Source organism: Paraburkholderia hospita (assembly GCF_002902965.1).
GTDB lineage: Bacteria > Pseudomonadota > Gammaproteobacteria > Burkholderiales > Burkholderiaceae > Paraburkholderia > Paraburkholderia hospita.
Genome location: NZ_CP026105.1, coordinates 2,886,610 through 2,904,858 on the forward strand (window position 1 = coordinate 2,886,610; position 18,249 = coordinate 2,904,858).

Genomic DNA, 18,249 nt, shown 5'->3' on the forward strand with positions numbered 1-18,249 from the left:
CCCGCCAATCCTTTGGCGTGTCAGGGAGTGATCCGCAATCACCTTGATCCAAATCGGCCGGTGCTCACGCTTTCTCATCGACTCCAATGCAAAGCTGGAACCTCGCCAGTTCAATTAATTACATCGTACGTAACGTGCTCCCGATACGTGTCAATTGAATTGCGAAATTAACGTAACGGTCTCATTTGGATGTGCTCCGGGACCCGTGATGCACACTTTCGATTCTCTCCGTTGTCTCCGTCTCCGTAACCTCACTTTCCATCCTTGCTTATCCGGCGTTTCGCGAGTTTTCTCATCGAAGCTTCAATCGATTGGCCGGGTCTTTTATCTGACGGTCTTTCGTGCCCTTCGTTCTTGTATTGCACACTACATTCGATACACCAACAGCTCAAACCATCACCGCTCCACACGTTGCAAAAGAAAGCAGTCAAAGGCTTCCGCTGCCCGCAATGAGGGCAACGCTTGTTGATAGCGTCCGGTGGCTGATTGCGAACCACGCGGAGTCCTCCACCCACTTCAGAGATACTATTTCGGGTCTCGTGAAGCAATAATAGTCAGCAAGCTAACAATCTCAAGTATCTGCGTTGATCCCGCCTTCCCCAATCACGCCGACCAACGTTCTGGTCGATCCGGTTCTGAGATCCATATTCAGTCGCGGGTTCAGTGATTGGCCCGACAGACCGCGAACCACATCGCCCCCTGATGCCGATATCCCTGGTACCGCGACTTGACCCGCCCTATACTGACAGTCGGCGCGACCGGCTAACACTGAGGACGCGCCAACCGCCCACGGCGTTCTGTTCGTCTTCTTCACCGTGATTTGCGGTTTTCCTGGCCCGCGTTTGCGGGCCTTTTCTTTTCTCCTTGTCCTTTGGACTGCGACGCCGCGTGAGCAGGCAGCATCAGGCCCGCTACTCTTCTGTTGAACGCACGGGCTTCGCCGGGTCCTTTACCCATCGCCAGAAGAGCTCATAACCGACTGCGAGCATCACGGGACCGATGAACAGGCCAATGACGCCGCCCGTTACCATGCCCCCGAGCGCGCCGATCAGCACCACAGGCATCGGGACGGCGACACCACGGCCCAGCAGCAATGGCTTGAGGACGTTATCGGCAAGCCCCGCGACGAACACATACACCGAGAAGATGATCGTCATGGTGCTAACGCCTTGCGTGGCAATCACGAAGATAATCACCGGAATGGTGACCAGCGTGGCGGGCAACTGCATGATGCCGAGCAGCAGCACCCCGAGCGCAAGCAGGCCCGCACCGGGAATGCCCATGACGACGAACCCGATACCGATCAACAGCATCTGGATGAACGCGATCCCGACCACGCCCTGGGCGACCGCGCGAATGGTGGCCGTGCAAAGATCGGCGATCTGCGGGCCGTTCTCAGGGCCGGAGATGCGCGACGCGATCTCCACCGCGCTGTCGTGGCCTTTCTCGCCATGCGCCATCAGTATGCCAGCGACAATCAGGGCGGCGAAGAATAGGAGCAGCCCCGCGCCGAGGCCCGTCACCGTTCCGAGCAGGGCGAGACCGGCATCCTTGAGTTGTGGTGCGAACTTCTGCGCAAGACCTGTGAGGTCGGTCGAGGCCTGCTGCCAGAAGTCGTACACACGCTGGCCAACGAGGGGCCAGCTGGCCACCGCGTCGGCAGGCGGTGGAACGCGGAAGCTGCCGCTTTTGAAAATGTCCATCGCATGGTCGACCGATCCGGCCACCGCGACGCCCAGCAGATAGGTCGGCACGAGGATGACGCCCAACGCGACGAAGACGATCAGCGTGGCGATCAGGCCATCCTTGTTGGCGAGCGTACGCCGAAGTCTGACCTGAAGCGGATACAGCGTGATCGCCAGGATCAATGCCCAGACCATGAGGTTCAGGAACGGGACGAAGATCTGGAAGCAGAAAATGGCCAGAACAGCAACGAGTCCGGCACGGATCAGGACATAGAGCAATTCTCTGGACAACACCCGTTGGGTAATCGGTGTGGGCAGCATAACTTGTCTCCCGGCAGGTCACCTCGTGGATCTGCTGGCAACAATCCAGGGCACGCCCGTCACAATGGCCGTCGGAACAGATCCATGCGACCGCGTCCGTCGACGCCTGAAAGAAGTTGGTTCATTGATCTGTTACTTGCTCATGCCGGGCGTGACGGATATCGCGACCGCCTCCGTGTACACGACCTGCACCTGATCTCCCTTGCGAATATTCTTCATCTGCTCGGGGTCCTCCACGATCACATCCACCGTGTTGTGCGGTCCCTTTAATGTGACGGTTTTGGCTTTCGCATTCACGGCGACAACATCGGCCATGACCGTGATTTCCCGACCGATTGTGCCACCGGGCTTGGCCCCGGGCGCGGAGCGCTGTTCCATCGTGCGCTCCGAGGCGGAACGCGGGCCGCTCGTTTTCGAGAGACTCAGCGACATCGCTTCCCGGTATTCGGTTGTGACCACGTCGCCCACCTTGAGCTGGTCAAAGTTGCGCGCCTCTTCGCCCACCTCGACGTCAACGATGTGGCCTCTCTTGTCCTTCAGGGTGACGGTCCGGGTGGCTGGGTCAATTTCGACGACCGTGGCTGTGACCTTCGTCGTTCCGGTCACGGTGGCCGTGCCGGTACCTTTTGTGACCTCCACCGACGTCTGTGGCTGGGCGAACGCCGGGAGCGCCATCATGGCGACAGTGGCCATTACAAGGAAAATCTGGGTCTTCATGTCAACTCCTTAAGACCATGGTATGCCTGCGCACGTGTCGGAATGATGCCTCGATAGTCGTGCGCTACCGTGCGGGTATCAGATGTCGAGCTTGCTGACCTTCGTGCCTTCGAAGCTAAGATTGGCCATCAGGCCGGAGTTCGTCAGCACGAATCCGACAATCGGCGAATTCGTCGTTGCAGTGTCGAGCGTACCGTTGGCGCCTGTCTTCGCCACCGCCACCGAGCCATCCACGCCGGCTGTCCAGCCCTTGTTGCTCGTGCGGAATTTATCGAGCGCCTCCTGGGTCATGAACATCAGGATCACCGCCTTGGACTGGGCGCCAATCTGCAAGCCGAACGACGCGGTACTGGTCTTGTAATAGCCGGTGGACGATCCCCCCTCGCGCAGTGCGCCTTCGCCATATTCGCCACCGACGACCAGGCCCGCGGCGAACACTGATGGAAAGACGAGAATGGCCTTGGCCTTGCTGCCCTGCGCCTGCGCGCCTGGCGTCGAACTGTATAGCTTGTTGAGGGCGCCATCGACGCCGGCATCGATTTCATGGCGCTTGATGGCCGCTTCCTCCGGATCCTTGGTTGTGTTGCAGGCGGCTAGCGAACTGGCCAGGGCGATGGCGGTGAGCGCGAAGAAGGTACGGCGGTTCATGAGAGTCTCCTCAATTGAAGGGCAGCAGATTTCGGCCTGTCGCACCTGAGATTGCTCACATCTGTCGAAACAACGAAGTAACGCAGACTGACGCGCTGCCTAGAGGCAGCCGCTAACATCACCGCCGGTGTTGCCGCCTGTCCCGCTGCCTGCGCGGAAACCGACCCACGTTTTGCTGTTACCTGTCCACGACGGCCGCACGAGCGCGGCTGCGCCATTCGGAGGCTGCTGCCCCGGGACATAGACGTCCATCGCCTGGTTGTTCGCCACAATCACCTGCGATATGACGGTCTGTTGAGACTGGTTTGCCCATTTCTGGGCGATGCATTGCGAGACTGCGGGGACGGGCTGCTGGCTTTCTCCAAGCGATGATTGTGCGCTGGGCGGCATGGGTTGGCTTGCACAGGCTGAAACAGCGATGGTCACGACGAGAAGCGGTAACGGTTTCATTTCTTCACCCTCCAGTTGGATTTCCTGCTTCCGGGCGCGCAGGCGCGTCAATCTGTACGTCATCGCGGCGGGAAGCCTTGCGGCTCTGCGAGCTCGTACGACCCGACTCAAGCTCGAACGGAACGGCAAACCAGCCGACTTGACATTGCCGTCAACAGGCCTGTTGACGTTGTCATGGCAATCTCCGAACAAAAGTACGTCAGTGAAAGAATAGGACTGGCGCACGCCGGCAGGTATTGGACCTTGGTTCAATGTCACGGGGAGCGGCAATCAATCAACTACGGACTGGACGTGTTCTCTCCATAGATGCATCCTCGGGCCACGGGTCTGATCACTCGGGCCGATGTTGATGCCAACCCTGGTGCTTGTCCGGTGTCATTGTTGCAATAACAGGGCCTCGCTGTCCGATTGTTGCAGGGTTGCTCGTTGGAACACTTTGTTAGTCGCCTGAATACGCACCAATACTCAGATAGGTGCGGGTTGTGCCGGACCTGCTTGCCTCGACCCATCCGGGCGATCTGTTCACGATGCGTCGTGTTGCCTTGCGGTCCCTTTCAAGTGACGGTTTTCGCCTTCGCATTCACGGCAGACGACATCTGCCATTACCGTTATTTCCCGACCGATCGTGCCGACGGCCTTGGCACCGGGCGCGGTCCGCTGTTCTATCAGGCGCTGCGTGGCGGAACGCGCGCCGCTCGTTTTCATGAGACTCAGCGACATCGCTTCCCTGTATTCGGTCGTGACCACGTCGCCAACCTTGAGCTGGTCAAAGTTGCGCACCTCTTCGCCCACCTCCACCTCGACGACCCGGCCTCTGTTGTCCTTCAGGGTGACCGTCCGGGTAGCTGGCTCAATTGCTACGACCGTGGCCGTGACAGTTGTCGTTCCAACCACGGTGGCCTTATACGTACCTTTTGTGACCTCCACCGATGTTCTGTGGCTGGGCCAATGTCGGGCGCGCCGTCATGGCGAGGGCAGCCATGAACCGTATTTTTTGACCTTCATTTCCGCGCTCCTTTTTTGGACAAGCCATTTGCACCCGATCGGCCCAGCGTACTGACATCCCTGGATTTCCGCGAAAGAGAGTTGTGCTGGTTATTATGACCAGGCTATCACTCACTGCATCGTATATCCATGGCCGCTCATACAGGCGGAATAGGCCTGATTGTAAGTGCCCATTGCGCTCTGACTCTGCGCCTGGGCAGATGCCTGTGCATTGCGCTTGTTCTGGCGCGCGCGTGACCCACCCGCCATCGTTCCGGCGGCGGCGCCGACAGCGGCGCCCTTGCCGGCATCACCGGCAATCGCACCAACGACAGCACCGCCCGCAGCGCCTCGCGCAGCCCCTCCAACCCGCTCTCCGCCCCCAACGGCTGGTCCCGTCGGTGGCGGAGGTGTTGCAGCCACGGCTGCCGGGTCCACCCCAGTGTTCGACTTGGCCCACGACGCGCACGCCGTCTGGTCCTGCTGTTGTTGCTGCGCGCTTTGTCCCTTGGCCGGGTAGGCGACAGGCTGCGCCTCCGCAATGGTTTGGCAACATGCTAGCGCGACGATGCAACCACACGTTCGGCTCGACCTGAATGAATTCATGATAACTCCCTCGACATATGCTATCCGGCCAGGTTTTCCTTTTCTCTTTCTCAAACCGATCTGTCGCAAGTTCGTCCTGGGACTGAACGAAACGTTTGATAAATAATCACAGGTGTATGTTTGACTAAAAGGCCCGAGAGCGATTCGAAGACGCTGACCAAGCTGGAAAGCCTTGCTCTCCTCATTAACGTGCTTGACCCGTCGGATCCTTCAATATGGCGCAGACAGGGCCGCGGCGCCAATGCCGGGCAATCTTGCCCCCGGAGTTCGTGGCAGCCTCTTCTGGCGGATCTCCAAGATGGGTGCCCTGCGCTTAAATTTGATTGACTCGCATTTGCGTGCTACTCACGGGATGGTGCTGCCCGGATAGCCAGGTGGGATTTCTTGATTAACGTCGTATGGTGCGCTCGGAACATAAGGCGACTCATGATCGCGTGCTCTCATCTTCTAAAGCAATATAGGCCGTAAGCGTGTGATTTTCCACAACGTATTTAGACCGACGAGCGTCCGCTACATTTTTCGATGGTTCGGATACAAGCCTGAGGGCGACGACGCAACTACGCCATATGAAGTGCGTACGTGACCAGTCCAGCGTTTCACGTGCGACTGCATTTTTCTAAGGACAAGCTGATACAACGGGCAGCATTCTGAGCGACGTGTTCTTGAATTCAGCCGCCGCCAGTCCCCACTGGATGAACAGACAGATGTCTTCTACGAAGATCGCATCATGTTTGCGTGGGACCGTGGGCCCGCTGTTACGGGATCGGCAAAACCCGTCCGCGGCTTTTGTATCTCGCGCTCGAGCTCGAGACGACGGTTCTCGCGGCGCAGACGCGTGAGTTCTTCGCGCTCCGTCGTCGTCAGGCCGCCGTGATGCCTGCCTGCATCGCGATCGGCCTGTGAGACCCAGCGATCAATGGTTTGAGTGGTCGGCTCGAACTCCCGGCATGTTGAAGCGGAACTGTCCTGAATACCGGCACGTACAAAATGGCAACGCACAGACCCTCGATCTCATGGCCCACGTGGTACGGGTACATCGGTAGGAAGACCTGACACGGTGAGTCACGCCGGGCAGCTCTATGAGCGCGGCCAGGGCGAAAACCATGACGTCATTCATGCGCGAAGCGCCGCTCTTGTCGATTTTTAACGATGGCGCGCTGTAACCTGCACACTATAATTTCACACGCATATCGAAGCAGGTTACGCGGAGAGCAGCCTGAATTTGCCGTAAGGATCAATTCACACTAGCCAACTGACGGGAGCGCCGCCCCGGGTCGCGGCAAAGAGGTGACGCAATGGACGGCATCGTTCGACTGCTGGCTGCAGTTGTCATCACATTCGTGTTGTGCGGTTGCGCCACTACGCTGCCGAATGCCGGCGGACTTACCTATAAGAGCCGCGCCGTGACACGCACCGAAGGAGGGCTCCGGGTTTCCGCTTCGGTGCTTTCGGCTGAAGAAAGCGAGGCTGTTTATGGCGTGCCGCTCGCGAAAAAGGAGATTCAGCCCGTATGGATCGAGGTGCAGAACGACGACACGGTCAGCTATTTCCTGATGTCGCCTGGCCTCGACCCAAATTTCTTCCCGGCTTCGGAAGCGGCCGAGGCGTTTGCCGACAGCAATGCGCCCGTCGGGAAAGACGAACTCGACCGGCACTTCCGCGCGATCGCCTTTCGCAATCCTGTGCTGCCAGGGCAGACCTTATCGGGGTATGTGCTGACTAACCTCAGCGAGGGCGCGAAGCTCGTCCAACTGGACCTCGTTGCGAGCGGGCAGGCGAAGACATTCGCGTTCCTGATGGTCGTGCCGGGCTTCTACGCCGATTACCATGTCAGCGCAGTCTTTCGGCGCGAGATCTATCCGCCGGAAAAAATCGTGAACTATACGGACGACGACGCTTTCCGCGCCGCACTCGAAGCACTTCCCTGTTGCGCGACCAATGAGGACGGTTCGAAGAACGGCGATCCGCTCAATCTCGTCATAGTGGGAGGCATCGACGACGCGTTTCCTGCACTGGTCCGACGTGGCTGGAGTCCGACCGAACAAAAATGGTCCGGCGCAATCATGAAGACCATCACGTCCGCGCTTTCCGGCGAGCGCTACGTCAATTCGCCTGTCAGCGATCTTTACCTGTTCGGCCGGGCGCAGGACCTCGCTTTGCAGAAAGCACGCGACACGATTCACCAGCGCAATCACCTGCGGCTGTGGCTCAGCCCGATGCGCTACCGTGGCAAGCCCGTGTGGGTCGGCCAGATCAGCCGGGATATCGGCGTGCGTCTGACGTTTCACTCACCCACGCTGACGACGCACAAGATCGACCCGGACGTAGATGAGGCGCGCACCGCACTGACCGAGGACATGGCCTATTCGCAGAACCTGCAGAAGATCGGCTTCGTAAAAGGAGTCGGCGCCACCCCGCAAGGCGCACCGAGCGAGAATCTCACCACCGACCCGTACTACACCGACGGCTATCGTCAGGTACTCGTATTCGACCGGCAACCCACCTCGCTCTCAGGGATCGAATTCTTCCCCTGGGAGGCGGCTGCGAAGTTCAACGCCCTGCCCTCAGGAGCAAAACGATGAACGAATCGTCGCCGCTGCAACGTGCATTGAAGAATGCTGCTGGCAGCGTTGTCCTTTCGCTCATTTTCGCGGGCTGTGCGACGTGGACGGCCCCGACCAGCATCGACGACGCGCCGCTTCGTGAGCGTGCGGTGAGCGCTACCAGGCAGAACGCGCGGGTAAGCGTGGCCGTGCTTGGGTCGGACGACAGCAAGCGCATGTTCGGCGCCGACATCAACAAGAACAACATCCAGCCGCTATGGATCGAAGTTGAAAACCGGACGTCGCAAACGTTATGGTTGCTGCACTCTGGAACCGATCCGGACTACTTCTCGCCACTCGAAGTAGCGTGGTCCATGCACACGCTTCTCGGAGGCGCGACGAATGCAAGCATTGACAGTCACCTGAACAAGCTCGGATTCAGGAATCCCATTCCCCCCGGGGGAACGCGCACTGGATTTCTTTTCGCCAACCCCGACCGGCAAATCAAACTCGTCAATATCGATCTTTTCGGAAGCAGAACGCTGATCCCCTTCTCCCTGTTTCTGCCTGTACCGGGCGACGCCGCGGACCCGCGTTTCGCGCTGACCCTGTTCCAGTATCCCGAGACTGTATTCACTGACTACCACGACCTTGCGTCGTTGCGCGCGGCGCTCGAACGGATGCCGTGTTGTGCCACTGATGAGCACGGGACAACGGAAGCTGATCCGTTGAACGTAATTGTCATCGGTACGCTTGGGGACATCGGTGCCGCAATGGTGCGGCGTAGCTATCGTCGCGACATGCGTGGAAACGACCTCGCGCAGTGGGTATTTGGACGCAGACCCGACGTCGTCCTGCGCAAGGAAGCGCAAGCGGGCGCGCCCTCCACTTCATTGCGCGCATGGCTCGCGCCCATTCGCTTCAACGGTGATGCAGTGTATCTGGCTCAGGTCGGACGGCCTGTCGGTGGCCGCTTCACGCACCACGATATGGAAGGCGGCACGCTCCATGAGGACGTCGACGAGGCAAGGAACTTTCTGATCCAGGACATGATGTATTCGGGCGGCCTGGATAAACTCGGCTTCGTGTACGGCGTCGGTTCGTCACCGCAGGCACACCCGCGGACGACGCTTAATGGGACGCCTTATTACACTGACGGGCTGCGTGCCGTGATGTTCTTCGCGACGCGCCCGCTCAGTTTCACGAACGTGGAGATTCTTCACTGGGTGCCTTACCTGGAGCTGCGTGAGTCCACCGCACCCAAGGAGAGCGGCGATGCCGGCAAGTAGCCCCGTCTCCGGGCGGCAAGGTGGCGTCGCGCCGCGACCGATCCCGTATGGATGGGCGTGGAGGAATGGCCGTGTCCGTTTTGCGGCGCTTGCGACCTGTCTCGCGCTCGCAGCATGCGCGACGAAGCCGCTGGTTCCCTATTCGACGGATACGCCGCCGCTCGCTCTCGTTCCCGCGTCCCAGGCGCGCGTGCAGGACAAACGGGCGCGGTTTCGCGAGATCTACTGTGCGGTGCTTGAAGCGCACGGCCCGGCGCTTCCTGACTACCGTACTTGCGAAGACGCACTGACACGCGTCGGCACTGAACCTGCCGGCACCGGCGCGAGCGTCGATCTCGGTCAATCGAGGCGCCACCTCATCGCGGCAGTGGTCCCTGGCATCGGGTACGACTGCTTCAAGCCGTGGCTGAATTCGCCGGGAACCGTCACAAAGCAGCTACAACAATCTGGCTACGACGGGGTCATGCTCGACGTCGACGGGCTGTCGAGTTCCACCCACAATGCACATCAGATCCGCGACGCCATCATGGCAATGCAACTGTCCGCTGGAGCAGCGCAGCTCGTGTTGGTCGGTTACTCCAAGGGTATCGCGGACATCCTGGAGGCTGTCGTCGCGTATCCGGAGATCCGTAGCCGTGTGGCAGCTGTCGTCAGCGCAGCGGGAGCGGTGGGCGGGTCGCCGCTCGCCAACGATGCCGAGCAATATCAGGCTGACATGCTGCGGCACTTCCCGGGCGCGACCTGCAGTTCGGGAGACGGCGGCGCCGTGCAAAGCCTGCGACCGGCAACGCGCAAGGCGTGGATGGCGCAAAATCCGCTTCCGGGCGACCTACGCTACTACTCTCTCGTGACGTTCCCTCAGCCGGAGCGCATATCGTCGATACTTAAATCGAGCTACGACAAACTCTCGCGGGTCGACGCGCGCAACGACAGCCAGGTGATCTTCTATGATCAGGTCGTGCCCGGAAGCGCTCTCCTGGGCTACGTTAATGCCGATCACTGGGCACTGGCCGTGCCTGTTGCTCGAACACACACCATGATCGGCTCGCTGTTCGTCACGCAGAACGCCTACCCCCGTGAGGCGCTGACAGAGGCGATTCTGCGCTTTGTGGAAGAAGATCTGGTGACACCCCGAAAGTGAAACGGCACACATGCGCGATGCCACCTTTTTTCGTCAACGAATTGCCGCATACGGCCGTTGGCAAGCTGCACACTGAAGCTGCGGGAGAGGTTCCGCGAGCACGTGCTGCCGTCGCTCCATACCAGCCGTCGGAGTGACGTGTAGCCGATAGGAGCATTGGCCGACGACTCGAGGGGCACGATCGGATGAAAGTCCGCTAACCAAGCGGAGGCGACGTTAGAATGTCCGCGTAACAGCGCGAGCCAACGGCCGGAACTGGCCGAGCCCTGCCGCACACTCAAGCGGCGAGCGCAGAGTCGATCTCGATACATGTCAGGATGTCGTCGTGTTCGCGATTGCCTTAAAATGCTACGCGCCGCTCGCCTTCGACGCCCATTCGTGGACGGGCGCTAAACGTTCGATTGCAGCTGACAAATCTTCTGTCAAGTCGCGCTCCGGATCAATTGGAGCCCATATGGTGAGGTGAGGCGTAACCGGCATCATCCTTGATTCTGCATCCGGTCCCGCCTTTCTCAACAAAGTCACAGCCTGGCGACCCCTGCCACGGTAGCTCCGGTCCTCGTTGAGGCAGCGGATGGCTTCGCTAAGTATTGTGTGCCATATCTCTTCGGTAAGTTCGGACAGGCGAAATTCGCGTTCGCCCAAGAGTTGCTCCACGATGTCCGGCCTCGAAGTTGCCAGCCACGCGTCTCGAGCGAATCGTAGGATGATATTCTCCGGGTCGCGCAAGTGAGGAACAAGTCGTAGCAGCGCCGGAACTTCGAGTTCAGAACGTATCAGCGAAGCAATCGGCCAGCCGCTGTATTTCATGCCCTCAAGATTGACTCCCACACGCGCCGTCCCAACATCCGGGTATATCTTCAAATTCCATTGAACGCCTTCGCGTCCATCACTAACTCCGTACGCCGGTTTGTTCAACTGCCCGAATGGTCGTCGTTTATTCGGTGAACCCGTCTAACAAATGGGCGTATATGGTGTCTCTGCTTTGGCGAGCAGACTGCTTGCGGGGAGGACCGGTTCTTCTCGACACTCCGGAATCTTCTTTCTGACTTTCCGCAATGGTCACTATTCTTAGGTCCGGCGCCGACCAGAGTATAGATTGAATCGCGACAATTGCGTCGTCCGGATGAATATTGAAGAACTCTCGTTTCTTCTGTCGGAGTTGCAGCAGCTTTGCGTGAACCAGCGATTCAAACTTTCGGCAATCGTTCACACCGATGTGATGCGTCACCTCCCAAAGAAAATCACCAGTCGAGCTCTGATTGATTTCTGCACAGCGGACAACGGGATCTCTAGCGGTTCTTCCGATCTTGCACACCGGAAGATCGACCGACGTCACGCCATCACGTCGGTGGCAATGCAGCGGTTAAGCAAAGCGACGAGAATGAAGACGCAAAGAAGCCGCAGCTTCCTCAGGATCATCCGGAGGTTGTGACCGGCGCCGCACAGCACCGCGTGCATCGCATCGCCCAGTGCACCTTTGAGCCATGCATGGACGCCCCCAGTTTGCCAAGCGTTCATTTTGCGACGGGTTAGAGGTCTAGATTGCAGCCATGCATTCGGACTTCGCTTCCCAGCGCACGCTGGCGGTCCCTGATGGAATTTGCTGGTCAAGATCTCGTCAGTTTTGCGTGCTTTCGCGCACACCGGCTCAATCAGATTTTCTTGACCACGGTCTGACCTGTCACGCCATCACATCATGATTGCCCGAGCAATCGGCTGAAGTCTCCTGCTGTTCGTTACACTTCAACGGTATGGAGGGGTTATGCCGCACTCCGGATAGCCGCGTAATCACTCTGAAACTCGCGCGCGTGAGCCAATAGCGCCCACACGATGCGCACATTCTTGTTCGCGAGCGCAACTGCCGCAACATTCCGGTTGCGCCGCTGCAGCAGGCTATGCAACCAGCCTTCCTTCTTTTCCTTGCGATTGGCCGCGTGGATGACAGAGCGCGCTCCATGTATCAGAAGCGTCCGTAAATAGGTGTCGCCTCGCTTGCTGATGCCGAGTAGCACGGCCTTGCCACCGCTGGAGTTCTGTCTGGGCACGAGGCCGAGCCATGCGGCCAGCTGGCGCCCATTTGCGAAACTTTTGGCATCACCGATAGAGGCGACCAGGGCGCTCGCCGTAATCGGACCTGAGGTTGACCCGCAAAAACGGACACCTTGTATCTTGAAGTACGGCTTTGAAGCCTCTCTTTATTATTCGTAGTTGGAGGCTGTGTAGCTTGTGGGCGAAGGAGAGCGCGGTGGGCAACGCGCAGCGTTGTCCACGGTAAGCTTTCCGGTGCGCCGCAGGCGCATCGTCCACAAATCCACAGCCTTGGTTTTGTGTCGGTTTGGCAAGGCTCGTGCAGCCTGATGACACCTTGGGTTTGCAGCCCGCAGGATAGCGAATGGCGCACGAGCTGAGCCGCTCATCAACAGCCCGAACAGTTGTTTGAAAAAAGTTCGCATGTACAAGGAGGGGTAGTGACGAGCTTGCCAGATCCGAAACCGATTACCGTTGGCATTGACGTTTCCAAGGCTACGCTGGATGTGGCGATTGGCGTCAAGGCAACGCCGCTGAGTGTCTCCAACACGACGGATGGCTTCGATACCTTGCTTGAGGAACTGGCGCGCCACCGGGTTGCGCTGATCGTGCTCGAAGCGACAGGCGGGCTGGAAATGGCAGTAGCTTGCGTATTGCAGGCCGCCGGATACGCCGTGGCAGTGATCAATCCACGGCAGGCGCGAGACTTTGCTCGTGCGATGGGGCAACTTGCGAAGACTGATCGCATCGATGCTCGCATTCTCGCCCAGCTCGGCGAAGTGATCGAACGTCATCCCGAGCGCGAGAAATTCGTCAAGACCTTGCCGACCATCGAACAGCAAGCGCTGGCGGCGCTCGTTGCGCGGCGTCGGCAGTTGATCACGATGCTCGTCTCCGAGGGCAACCGGCTCGCGCCCGCGCATGCTCAAACCCGCAAAAGCATCGAAACCATAATCCAGGCGCTGAAGGATGAACTTGCCCGTATCGATAGCGATATGGGCGGGCATATCCACTCGCACTTTGCGGACCTGTCAGCGTTGCTTCGTACCGTTAAGGGAGTGGGCGATGCAACGATTTCGGTTTTGATTGCCGAAGTCCCTGAGCTGGGCAAACTGACGCGACGGGAAATCAGTGCGCTAATTGGCGTCGCGCCAGTCAATCGCGATTCAGGCACGATGCGCGGCAAACGAACGATCTTTGGGGGCCGTGGCAGCGTGCGACGTGTCCTTTACATGGCTGCCCTGGTGGCGACCCGTCACAATCCGGCGATCAGGCTGTTTTATCGCCGCCTCGTCGAAGCCGGAAAGCCAAAGAAGGTCGCGCTCGTCGCCTGCATGCGCAAACTGCTGACCATTCTGAACGCGATGGTCAAAGCCGGCAGGCCGTGGGACGCATCGTTTCATGGGACGGACCTCAAAAATGCTTGACCTCCAAGACAGTTGCTATCCTTTGTAGGTGTCGAAATGGGCAGGCATCGTACCCCTTACCCGGTGGAGTTCCGGGCGCAGATGGTGGAGCTGGTGAAGGCCGGACGTACCCCTGAGGAGCTGGCGCGCGAGTTCGAGCCGACCGCACAGACGATCATCAACTGGGTCGCGCAGGCCGATCGTGACGCGGGTGTGCGCCATGACGGGCTGACCACGGCCGAGCGGCAGGAACTCACGCGGCTGCGCCGCGAGAACCGGCAACTGAAGATGGAACGGGACATCCTCTCTCACGCCGCGGCCTGGTTCGCGCGGGAGACGGGAGCCGTATCACCGAAGGATACGGATTCATGAAGGCGAACCGGGCCCGCTGGCCCATTATCACAATGGCACGGCTGCTCGGGGTCTCCACGAGCGGCTATTACGCGTGGCTGGTACGCAAACCATCCCGGCGTGCGTGCAGCGATGCACAGTTGCTCGCACGCATCCGTACCGTGCATGCGAGCTCACGCGGCACGTACGGGGCGCCGCGTATTCATGCGCAGCTCGCGCGTGAAGGCGTGCATGTGGGACGCAAGCGGGTGGCGCGCCTGATGCGCATGGCCGGCCTGTGTGGCGCAAGCCGGCGGCGCTGGAAGGTCACCACGCGCCCGCGCGCAGGAGCTCGGCGTGCGCCTGATCTGGTGCGCCGGCACTTCAGTGCGCAAGCGCCGAACGTGTTGTGGGTGGCGGACGCCACGTACATTCCGACCGGTGAGGGGTTTCTTTATCTGGCGGTGGTGCTCGATGTGTTCAGCCGGCGTATCGTCGGCTGGGCGATGTCCAACCATCTGTACACCGAACTGATGCTGCGCGCACTGGACATGGCACTGCTGCAGCGGCGCCCCGAGAGCGTGATTCATCATTCCGACCAGGGCTGTCAGTACACGTCCATTGCCTTCGGGAAGCGTTGCCGCGAAGCGGGCGTGCAGCCCTCGATGGGGACGGCCGGCGACTGCTTCGACAAGGCTTGCGTTTCACACTACACCTCCTTGCGGCGATCAGAGACGACGTCGGGATGGCGACGCCGGCAGGACAGCTTGACGCCCATCGCCTTTCTGGGCGAGTCAGTGCCCGGAGGGTCGTACAGGCACTCGTTCTTGTCGCTGTAGGCGTGACCGCGGATGAGTCCGCGACGGTTCCATATCTTCACGCTCGTCGGCGTGACGTGCAGCGCGTCGGCCATCTCCTGCAGCGTCAGGAGACCCGCTTCGCGCAACCGGTCATAGCGTGGCTTTAGTCAGTAGTTGCGCTGCAGGCGTGCGACCATTTTTGCATTGAAGGGCCTGCCCGTGCCCGACGGGGCGCCACGTTCGTTCAGGATATTCGCGATCTGCAGGACAGTATGGTGATTGAGCAGTTCGTCAATCTCCTCGATCACCGTGGCGGGGGTGACCCATCGCTGCCACGATTTCAGCGGCAACGGCAGGCTGAGGGTCCGGTGAGCGCCGCCCTTGAAGCGGATCTGTGCGGTAACCTGCTGGTCCCGGTTCAGGGTGACGTCTTCCAGAAGCAGCCTGATCATGCGTTTGCGTTCCCGGTCAGGGGTGGCGGGGTCCCGCCATAGCCGGGGGAAGTTGGACGCCAGCGAGACGATGACGGCGCGCTGCTCGTCCGTCAGAATACGCGCGTCCTGTTCACGCCGACGCTGATATTCCTCGTTAGCCTCAGTCAGCGCTCGCAGCTTATGGTTCCAGTCAGCCTCAAGTGAGTCGGCGACCAGGCGGTTCTCCGGATCGCAGCGCATGTAGCGGCGCTGCGCCAGATCAGCTTCATACTGGGCGCGCTCCACCTGCTTGTGACGCAGACAGTCGGCTTCTTCGATGCGGGACTGGAGTTCGCGCTGAACCGCCAGACTTACCTCAATGGCAAGCGGGTTGAGCGCCTCGACGAGCAGCTCGCCAATGGCCTCGTCGATGGCAGCCCCGTGGATGCGCTGGCAGACTGGTCCGGCCTGCTCAATGCCTTCGCGCTGACAGATGTACTCGGGACACAGGCAGCCCTGGCGGCTGTGGTAACGAACCGTCATGCGGTTCCCGCATCGACCACAGACCACGACTCCCTGAAGAAGTGCTGGACCCTCACGCGGCGCGCCTCGGCGCCGGTCGGCTCCGATCGCCTGTGCGCTCTCATGCAAACGCTTCTGATTCTGCTCATACTCTTCCCAGGACAGATAACCGGCATGGGCGCCCGGAATCAGCGTATCCCACTGGTCCCGCGGGGCGCGAATCACACGCGTGCGTCCATCGACTGTCTTGCGTGTATGGGTGCGACCATAGACGAAAGCGCCTGCATACCTTGGGTTGTGCAGAATGCGCACTACCTGGCTGTGTCCGAGGCTGCCCCACAGCAATTCGCCCTTGTGCGGACCTTTGCAGCACCGTCGCGGAAACGCCAGCTCGAGATGATGCGCGGCGCGCGCGGTAGCCATCGCCGATCCCGTACCTCGGAAGGTGTCGAACAACCACCTCAGGCAGTGCTGGACCTGCTGGTCCGGATCGAGAACGACCGCGCCCGCGGCGTTGTACTCGAAGCCAACGGGCAGGCGCATCTGCAGTTCACCGCGCCTCGCTTTGCTTAGGATTCCTCCTTGAAGGCGCGCCCGCAGCACGTGCAATTCGGCCTCACTCATGGTGCCCTTGAGCCCCAATAACAGCCGGTCGTTGAAGTGAGCAGGATCGTATACGCCATCCTCGTCAAGGATCAATGTGTCGGTGATTGCGCAGATCTCGAGCAGCCGATGCCAGTCGGTGGAGTTGCGCGCCAGGCGCGACACCTCCAGGCCGAGCACGATACCGGCATGGCCCACGCCAACTTCGGCGACCAGACGCTGGAATCCTTCGCGGTCCGCCGATGACGCGCCGGACTGGCCGAGGTCGCTATCGATCACAATAATGCGGTCCTCGGACCACCCCAGGGCGACCGCCCGTTGGCGCAGTGCATATTGGCGCTTGGTGCTCTCGGTATTCTCGAACACCTGACGCAATGTGGATTGCCGGATATACAGATAGGCGTTGCGCTTCAGATGGCTCGCCTGCACCTTCTGATGAGGATCGCTCTTCATGCTGTTGCCTCCTGACGCCGGTGTAAAAGCATTGAAGCCAGAATCAACGTCGCCTCCTGATGCAGCGTGAAGGGAACGATCTCTGCCTCACCAGGCGGCGGCTGCCGCCGTACAACCGTGGTCGCGCACTGGGCCCATGCCTGCATCCACGCTCTCATGCCGCTGCGCATCAACAGCACGAGGCCCTGGCCGCGAGGAATCTCGCACGGCAATCCAAGTGCCTGTTGCCTCAGATCTTCATAACGGGAGATCAGTCCGTCATTGCACAGCGCACGGTCCGGAGTGGACACGGACGGTTTCGTTACGGTTTTTTTTGGCGCAGAAACTGTCGTTCGATACTGCGCGGATGAACCTGTACGCCGAAGGTCTGGTGCACCAGACTGGCCAGTCGCTCCGCTCGCACAGTCGGCTCTGCAACCCGCGCCCGGTTCAGAAACTCCATCACCGCCGGGGTCAACTTGTGGCCGCCGCGCGGCCCAGTCTTCTGCGGAATCAAAGCGGCCAGTCCGCCCTGTTCGAAAGCCGTCTGAGCCTGATAGAACGACGGGCGGGAGAAACCGAATGCCTTGGCCGCTTCGCTGATCGGCCGCTTGTCCACGCGCACCGCGCGCAGCATCTCGTACTTGACCTGCAGCAGATCGTAGGAATCGAAGAACTCGCCCTCCCGAAACAGCGGATGCGTCACGGCATCGGGGCGCGGATTGAGGCTCGCCTGCTGCCGCAGCGCGCGGTGCTTGTCCTCTTTGCGTCGGTCTGTCGCCATGCACAAACTCCAGGGAAAGCGGCCAAAACAGTGTAAACACAATTATGTACCATATATCTGAATATGCAAGTCCAATGTCTGGGATATTTGCGGAAATATTGCCGATATAATGCAATTATATCGACGACCAAGGTGACCGTGGAGGGCGCTATCTGGCATAGTTAACTTTACATACGCGGCGTATTTGGCTTTACACGTGGTCGCGCTGTTCACGGCTCCAACGTGGCGATCAAACGCCCCAGTTCAAGCAGCTCCTCCACGCGAAACAAGGCGCGCCCGGCAGCGACGACGTTGAATGGGTCCTCGCCGACGACGCTCGTCCAGCTGGCGGGGAGCGCCCGCAGTCGGCCATTCGCGTCGTGAAACCAAACCCTGTCCTCATGCCAGTTCTTGGCGTGAAGGACCAGTTCGAATTCTTGCAAATGAAGGGGATGGTACGGATGAGTTACCTGAAAACGTCGGCTTCCAGCGTCACTCACGGGCGCAGTTGTCTGCGGACTCCAATGCCATGTGCGAGTCGTTCTTCGGCACACTCGAAGCAGAG

Annotated in this window: 16 protein-coding genes and 3 pseudogenes; 5 read left to right on the forward strand and 14 right to left on the reverse strand. The window is 59.8% G+C overall.

Annotated elements, in window-relative coordinates:
* Positions 1-911 precede the first annotated feature (911 nt).
* The 6 genes from C2L64_RS13120 to C2L64_RS13145 form a co-directional block, all read right to left on the reverse strand.
* Positions 912-2,006, reverse strand: a complete 1,095-nt coding sequence (locus C2L64_RS13120; protein ID WP_090839139.1) for an AI-2E family transporter — start codon at positions 2,004-2,006, stop codon at positions 912-914.
* A 132-nt stretch (positions 2,007-2,138) separates the two neighbouring features.
* Positions 2,139-2,723 (reverse strand): hypothetical protein, encoded by a 585-nt coding sequence (locus C2L64_RS13125; protein ID WP_007579921.1) that lies wholly within the window; start codon positions 2,721-2,723, stop codon positions 2,139-2,141.
* A gap of 78 nt (positions 2,724-2,801) precedes the next feature.
* Positions 2,802-3,371 (reverse strand): BPSL1445 family SYLF domain-containing lipoprotein, encoded by a 570-nt coding sequence (locus C2L64_RS13130; protein ID WP_007579919.1) that lies wholly within the window; start codon positions 3,369-3,371, stop codon positions 2,802-2,804.
* Positions 3,372-3,470: 99 nt separating this feature from the next.
* Complete coding sequence (locus tag C2L64_RS13135) at positions 3,471-3,821, reverse strand: hypothetical protein (protein ID WP_007579916.1); 351 nt, start codon at positions 3,819-3,821, stop codon at positions 3,471-3,473.
* A gap of 522 nt (positions 3,822-4,343) precedes the next feature.
* On the reverse strand, positions 4,344-4,715 hold the full coding sequence (locus C2L64_RS13140; RefSeq protein WP_063717333.1) for a hypothetical protein: 372 nt from the start codon (positions 4,713-4,715) through the stop codon (positions 4,344-4,346).
* A gap of 222 nt (positions 4,716-4,937) precedes the next feature.
* Entirely contained in the window at positions 4,938-5,411 is a 474-nt protein-coding gene (locus C2L64_RS13145) for a glycine zipper domain-containing protein (protein WP_090839137.1), read from the reverse strand.
* 1,295 nt (positions 5,412-6,706) lie between these two features.
* On the opposite strand from C2L64_RS13145, the gene C2L64_RS13150 reads away from it, so the two are divergent.
* The 3 genes from C2L64_RS13150 to C2L64_RS13160 are packed head-to-tail and all read left to right on the forward strand — an operon-like array spanning position 6,707 to position 10,384.
* Positions 6,707-7,993 carry an LssY C-terminal domain-containing protein gene (locus C2L64_RS13150; RefSeq protein WP_007579910.1) on the forward strand — a complete coding sequence of 429 codons (1,287 nt, stop codon included), beginning with the start codon at positions 6,707-6,709 and terminating at the stop codon, positions 7,991-7,993.
* Positions 7,990-9,243 (forward strand): LssY C-terminal domain-containing protein, encoded by a 1,254-nt coding sequence (locus C2L64_RS13155; protein ID WP_007579908.1) that lies wholly within the window; start codon positions 7,990-7,992, stop codon positions 9,241-9,243. The genes C2L64_RS13150 and C2L64_RS13155 overlap by 4 nt, the downstream gene beginning before the upstream one ends.
* The gene (locus C2L64_RS13160) at positions 9,230-10,384 is read left to right on the forward strand and encodes a lipase family protein (protein WP_090839135.1); all 1,155 of its coding nucleotides are present in this window, start codon (positions 9,230-9,232) and stop codon (positions 10,382-10,384) included. Before C2L64_RS13155 ends, C2L64_RS13160 begins: the two co-directional genes overlap by 14 nt.
* 348 nt (positions 10,385-10,732) lie before the next feature.
* Here C2L64_RS13160 and C2L64_RS13165 read toward each other — a convergent pair whose 3' ends face one another.
* From C2L64_RS13165 to C2L64_RS13180, 4 genes and pseudogenes are all read right to left on the reverse strand, one after another.
* A complete protein-coding gene (locus C2L64_RS13165; RefSeq protein WP_143055845.1) occupies positions 10,733-11,302 on the reverse strand; it encodes a hypothetical protein in 570 nt (189 codons plus the stop codon).
* A gap of 19 nt (positions 11,303-11,321) precedes the next feature.
* Entirely contained in the window at positions 11,322-11,723 is a 402-nt protein-coding gene (locus C2L64_RS13170) for a GIY-YIG nuclease family protein (RefSeq protein ID WP_158660508.1), read from the reverse strand.
* Positions 11,720-11,872, reverse strand: a pseudogene (locus C2L64_RS54800) (IS5/IS1182 family transposase); the annotation flags it as partial. The gene C2L64_RS13170 and the pseudogene C2L64_RS54800, both read right to left, overlap by 4 nt.
* A 275-nt stretch (positions 11,873-12,147) precedes the next feature.
* A pseudogene (locus tag C2L64_RS13180) lies at positions 12,148-12,522 on the reverse strand (transposase); the annotation flags it as partial.
* 342 nt (positions 12,523-12,864) lie between these two features.
* Here C2L64_RS13180 and C2L64_RS13185 point away from each other — a divergent pair.
* On the forward strand, positions 12,865-13,842 hold the full coding sequence (locus C2L64_RS13185; protein WP_094298160.1) for an IS110 family RNA-guided transposase: 978 nt from the start codon (positions 12,865-12,867) through the stop codon (positions 13,840-13,842).
* Between the two features lie 36 nt (positions 13,843-13,878).
* Positions 13,879-14,844 (forward strand): annotated as a pseudogene (locus C2L64_RS54805) (IS3 family transposase); the annotation flags it as partial.
* Between the two features lie 274 nt (positions 14,845-15,118).
* On the opposite strand, the gene C2L64_RS13200 reads toward C2L64_RS54805, so the two are convergent.
* From C2L64_RS13200 to C2L64_RS13215, 4 genes are all read right to left on the reverse strand, one after another.
* Positions 15,119-16,942 carry a recombinase family protein gene (locus tag C2L64_RS13200; RefSeq protein WP_208525990.1) on the reverse strand — a complete coding sequence of 608 codons (1,824 nt, stop codon included), beginning with the start codon at positions 16,940-16,942 and terminating at the stop codon, positions 15,119-15,121.
* Positions 16,939-17,232 carry a hypothetical protein gene (locus tag C2L64_RS53200; RefSeq protein ID WP_143055850.1) on the reverse strand — a complete coding sequence of 98 codons (294 nt, stop codon included), beginning with the start codon at positions 17,230-17,232 and terminating at the stop codon, positions 16,939-16,941. Before C2L64_RS53200 ends, C2L64_RS13200 begins: the two co-directional genes overlap by 4 nt.
* 11 nt (positions 17,233-17,243) lie before the next feature.
* On the reverse strand, positions 17,244-17,705 hold the full coding sequence (locus C2L64_RS13210) for a helix-turn-helix domain-containing protein (RefSeq protein WP_090839197.1): 462 nt from the start codon (positions 17,703-17,705) through the stop codon (positions 17,244-17,246).
* Positions 17,706-17,914: 209 nt separating this feature from the next.
* A complete protein-coding gene (locus tag C2L64_RS13215) occupies positions 17,915-18,127 on the reverse strand; it encodes a DUF5372 family protein (protein WP_208525989.1) in 213 nt (70 codons plus the stop codon).
* Between the last annotated feature and the right edge of the window lie 122 nt (positions 18,128-18,249).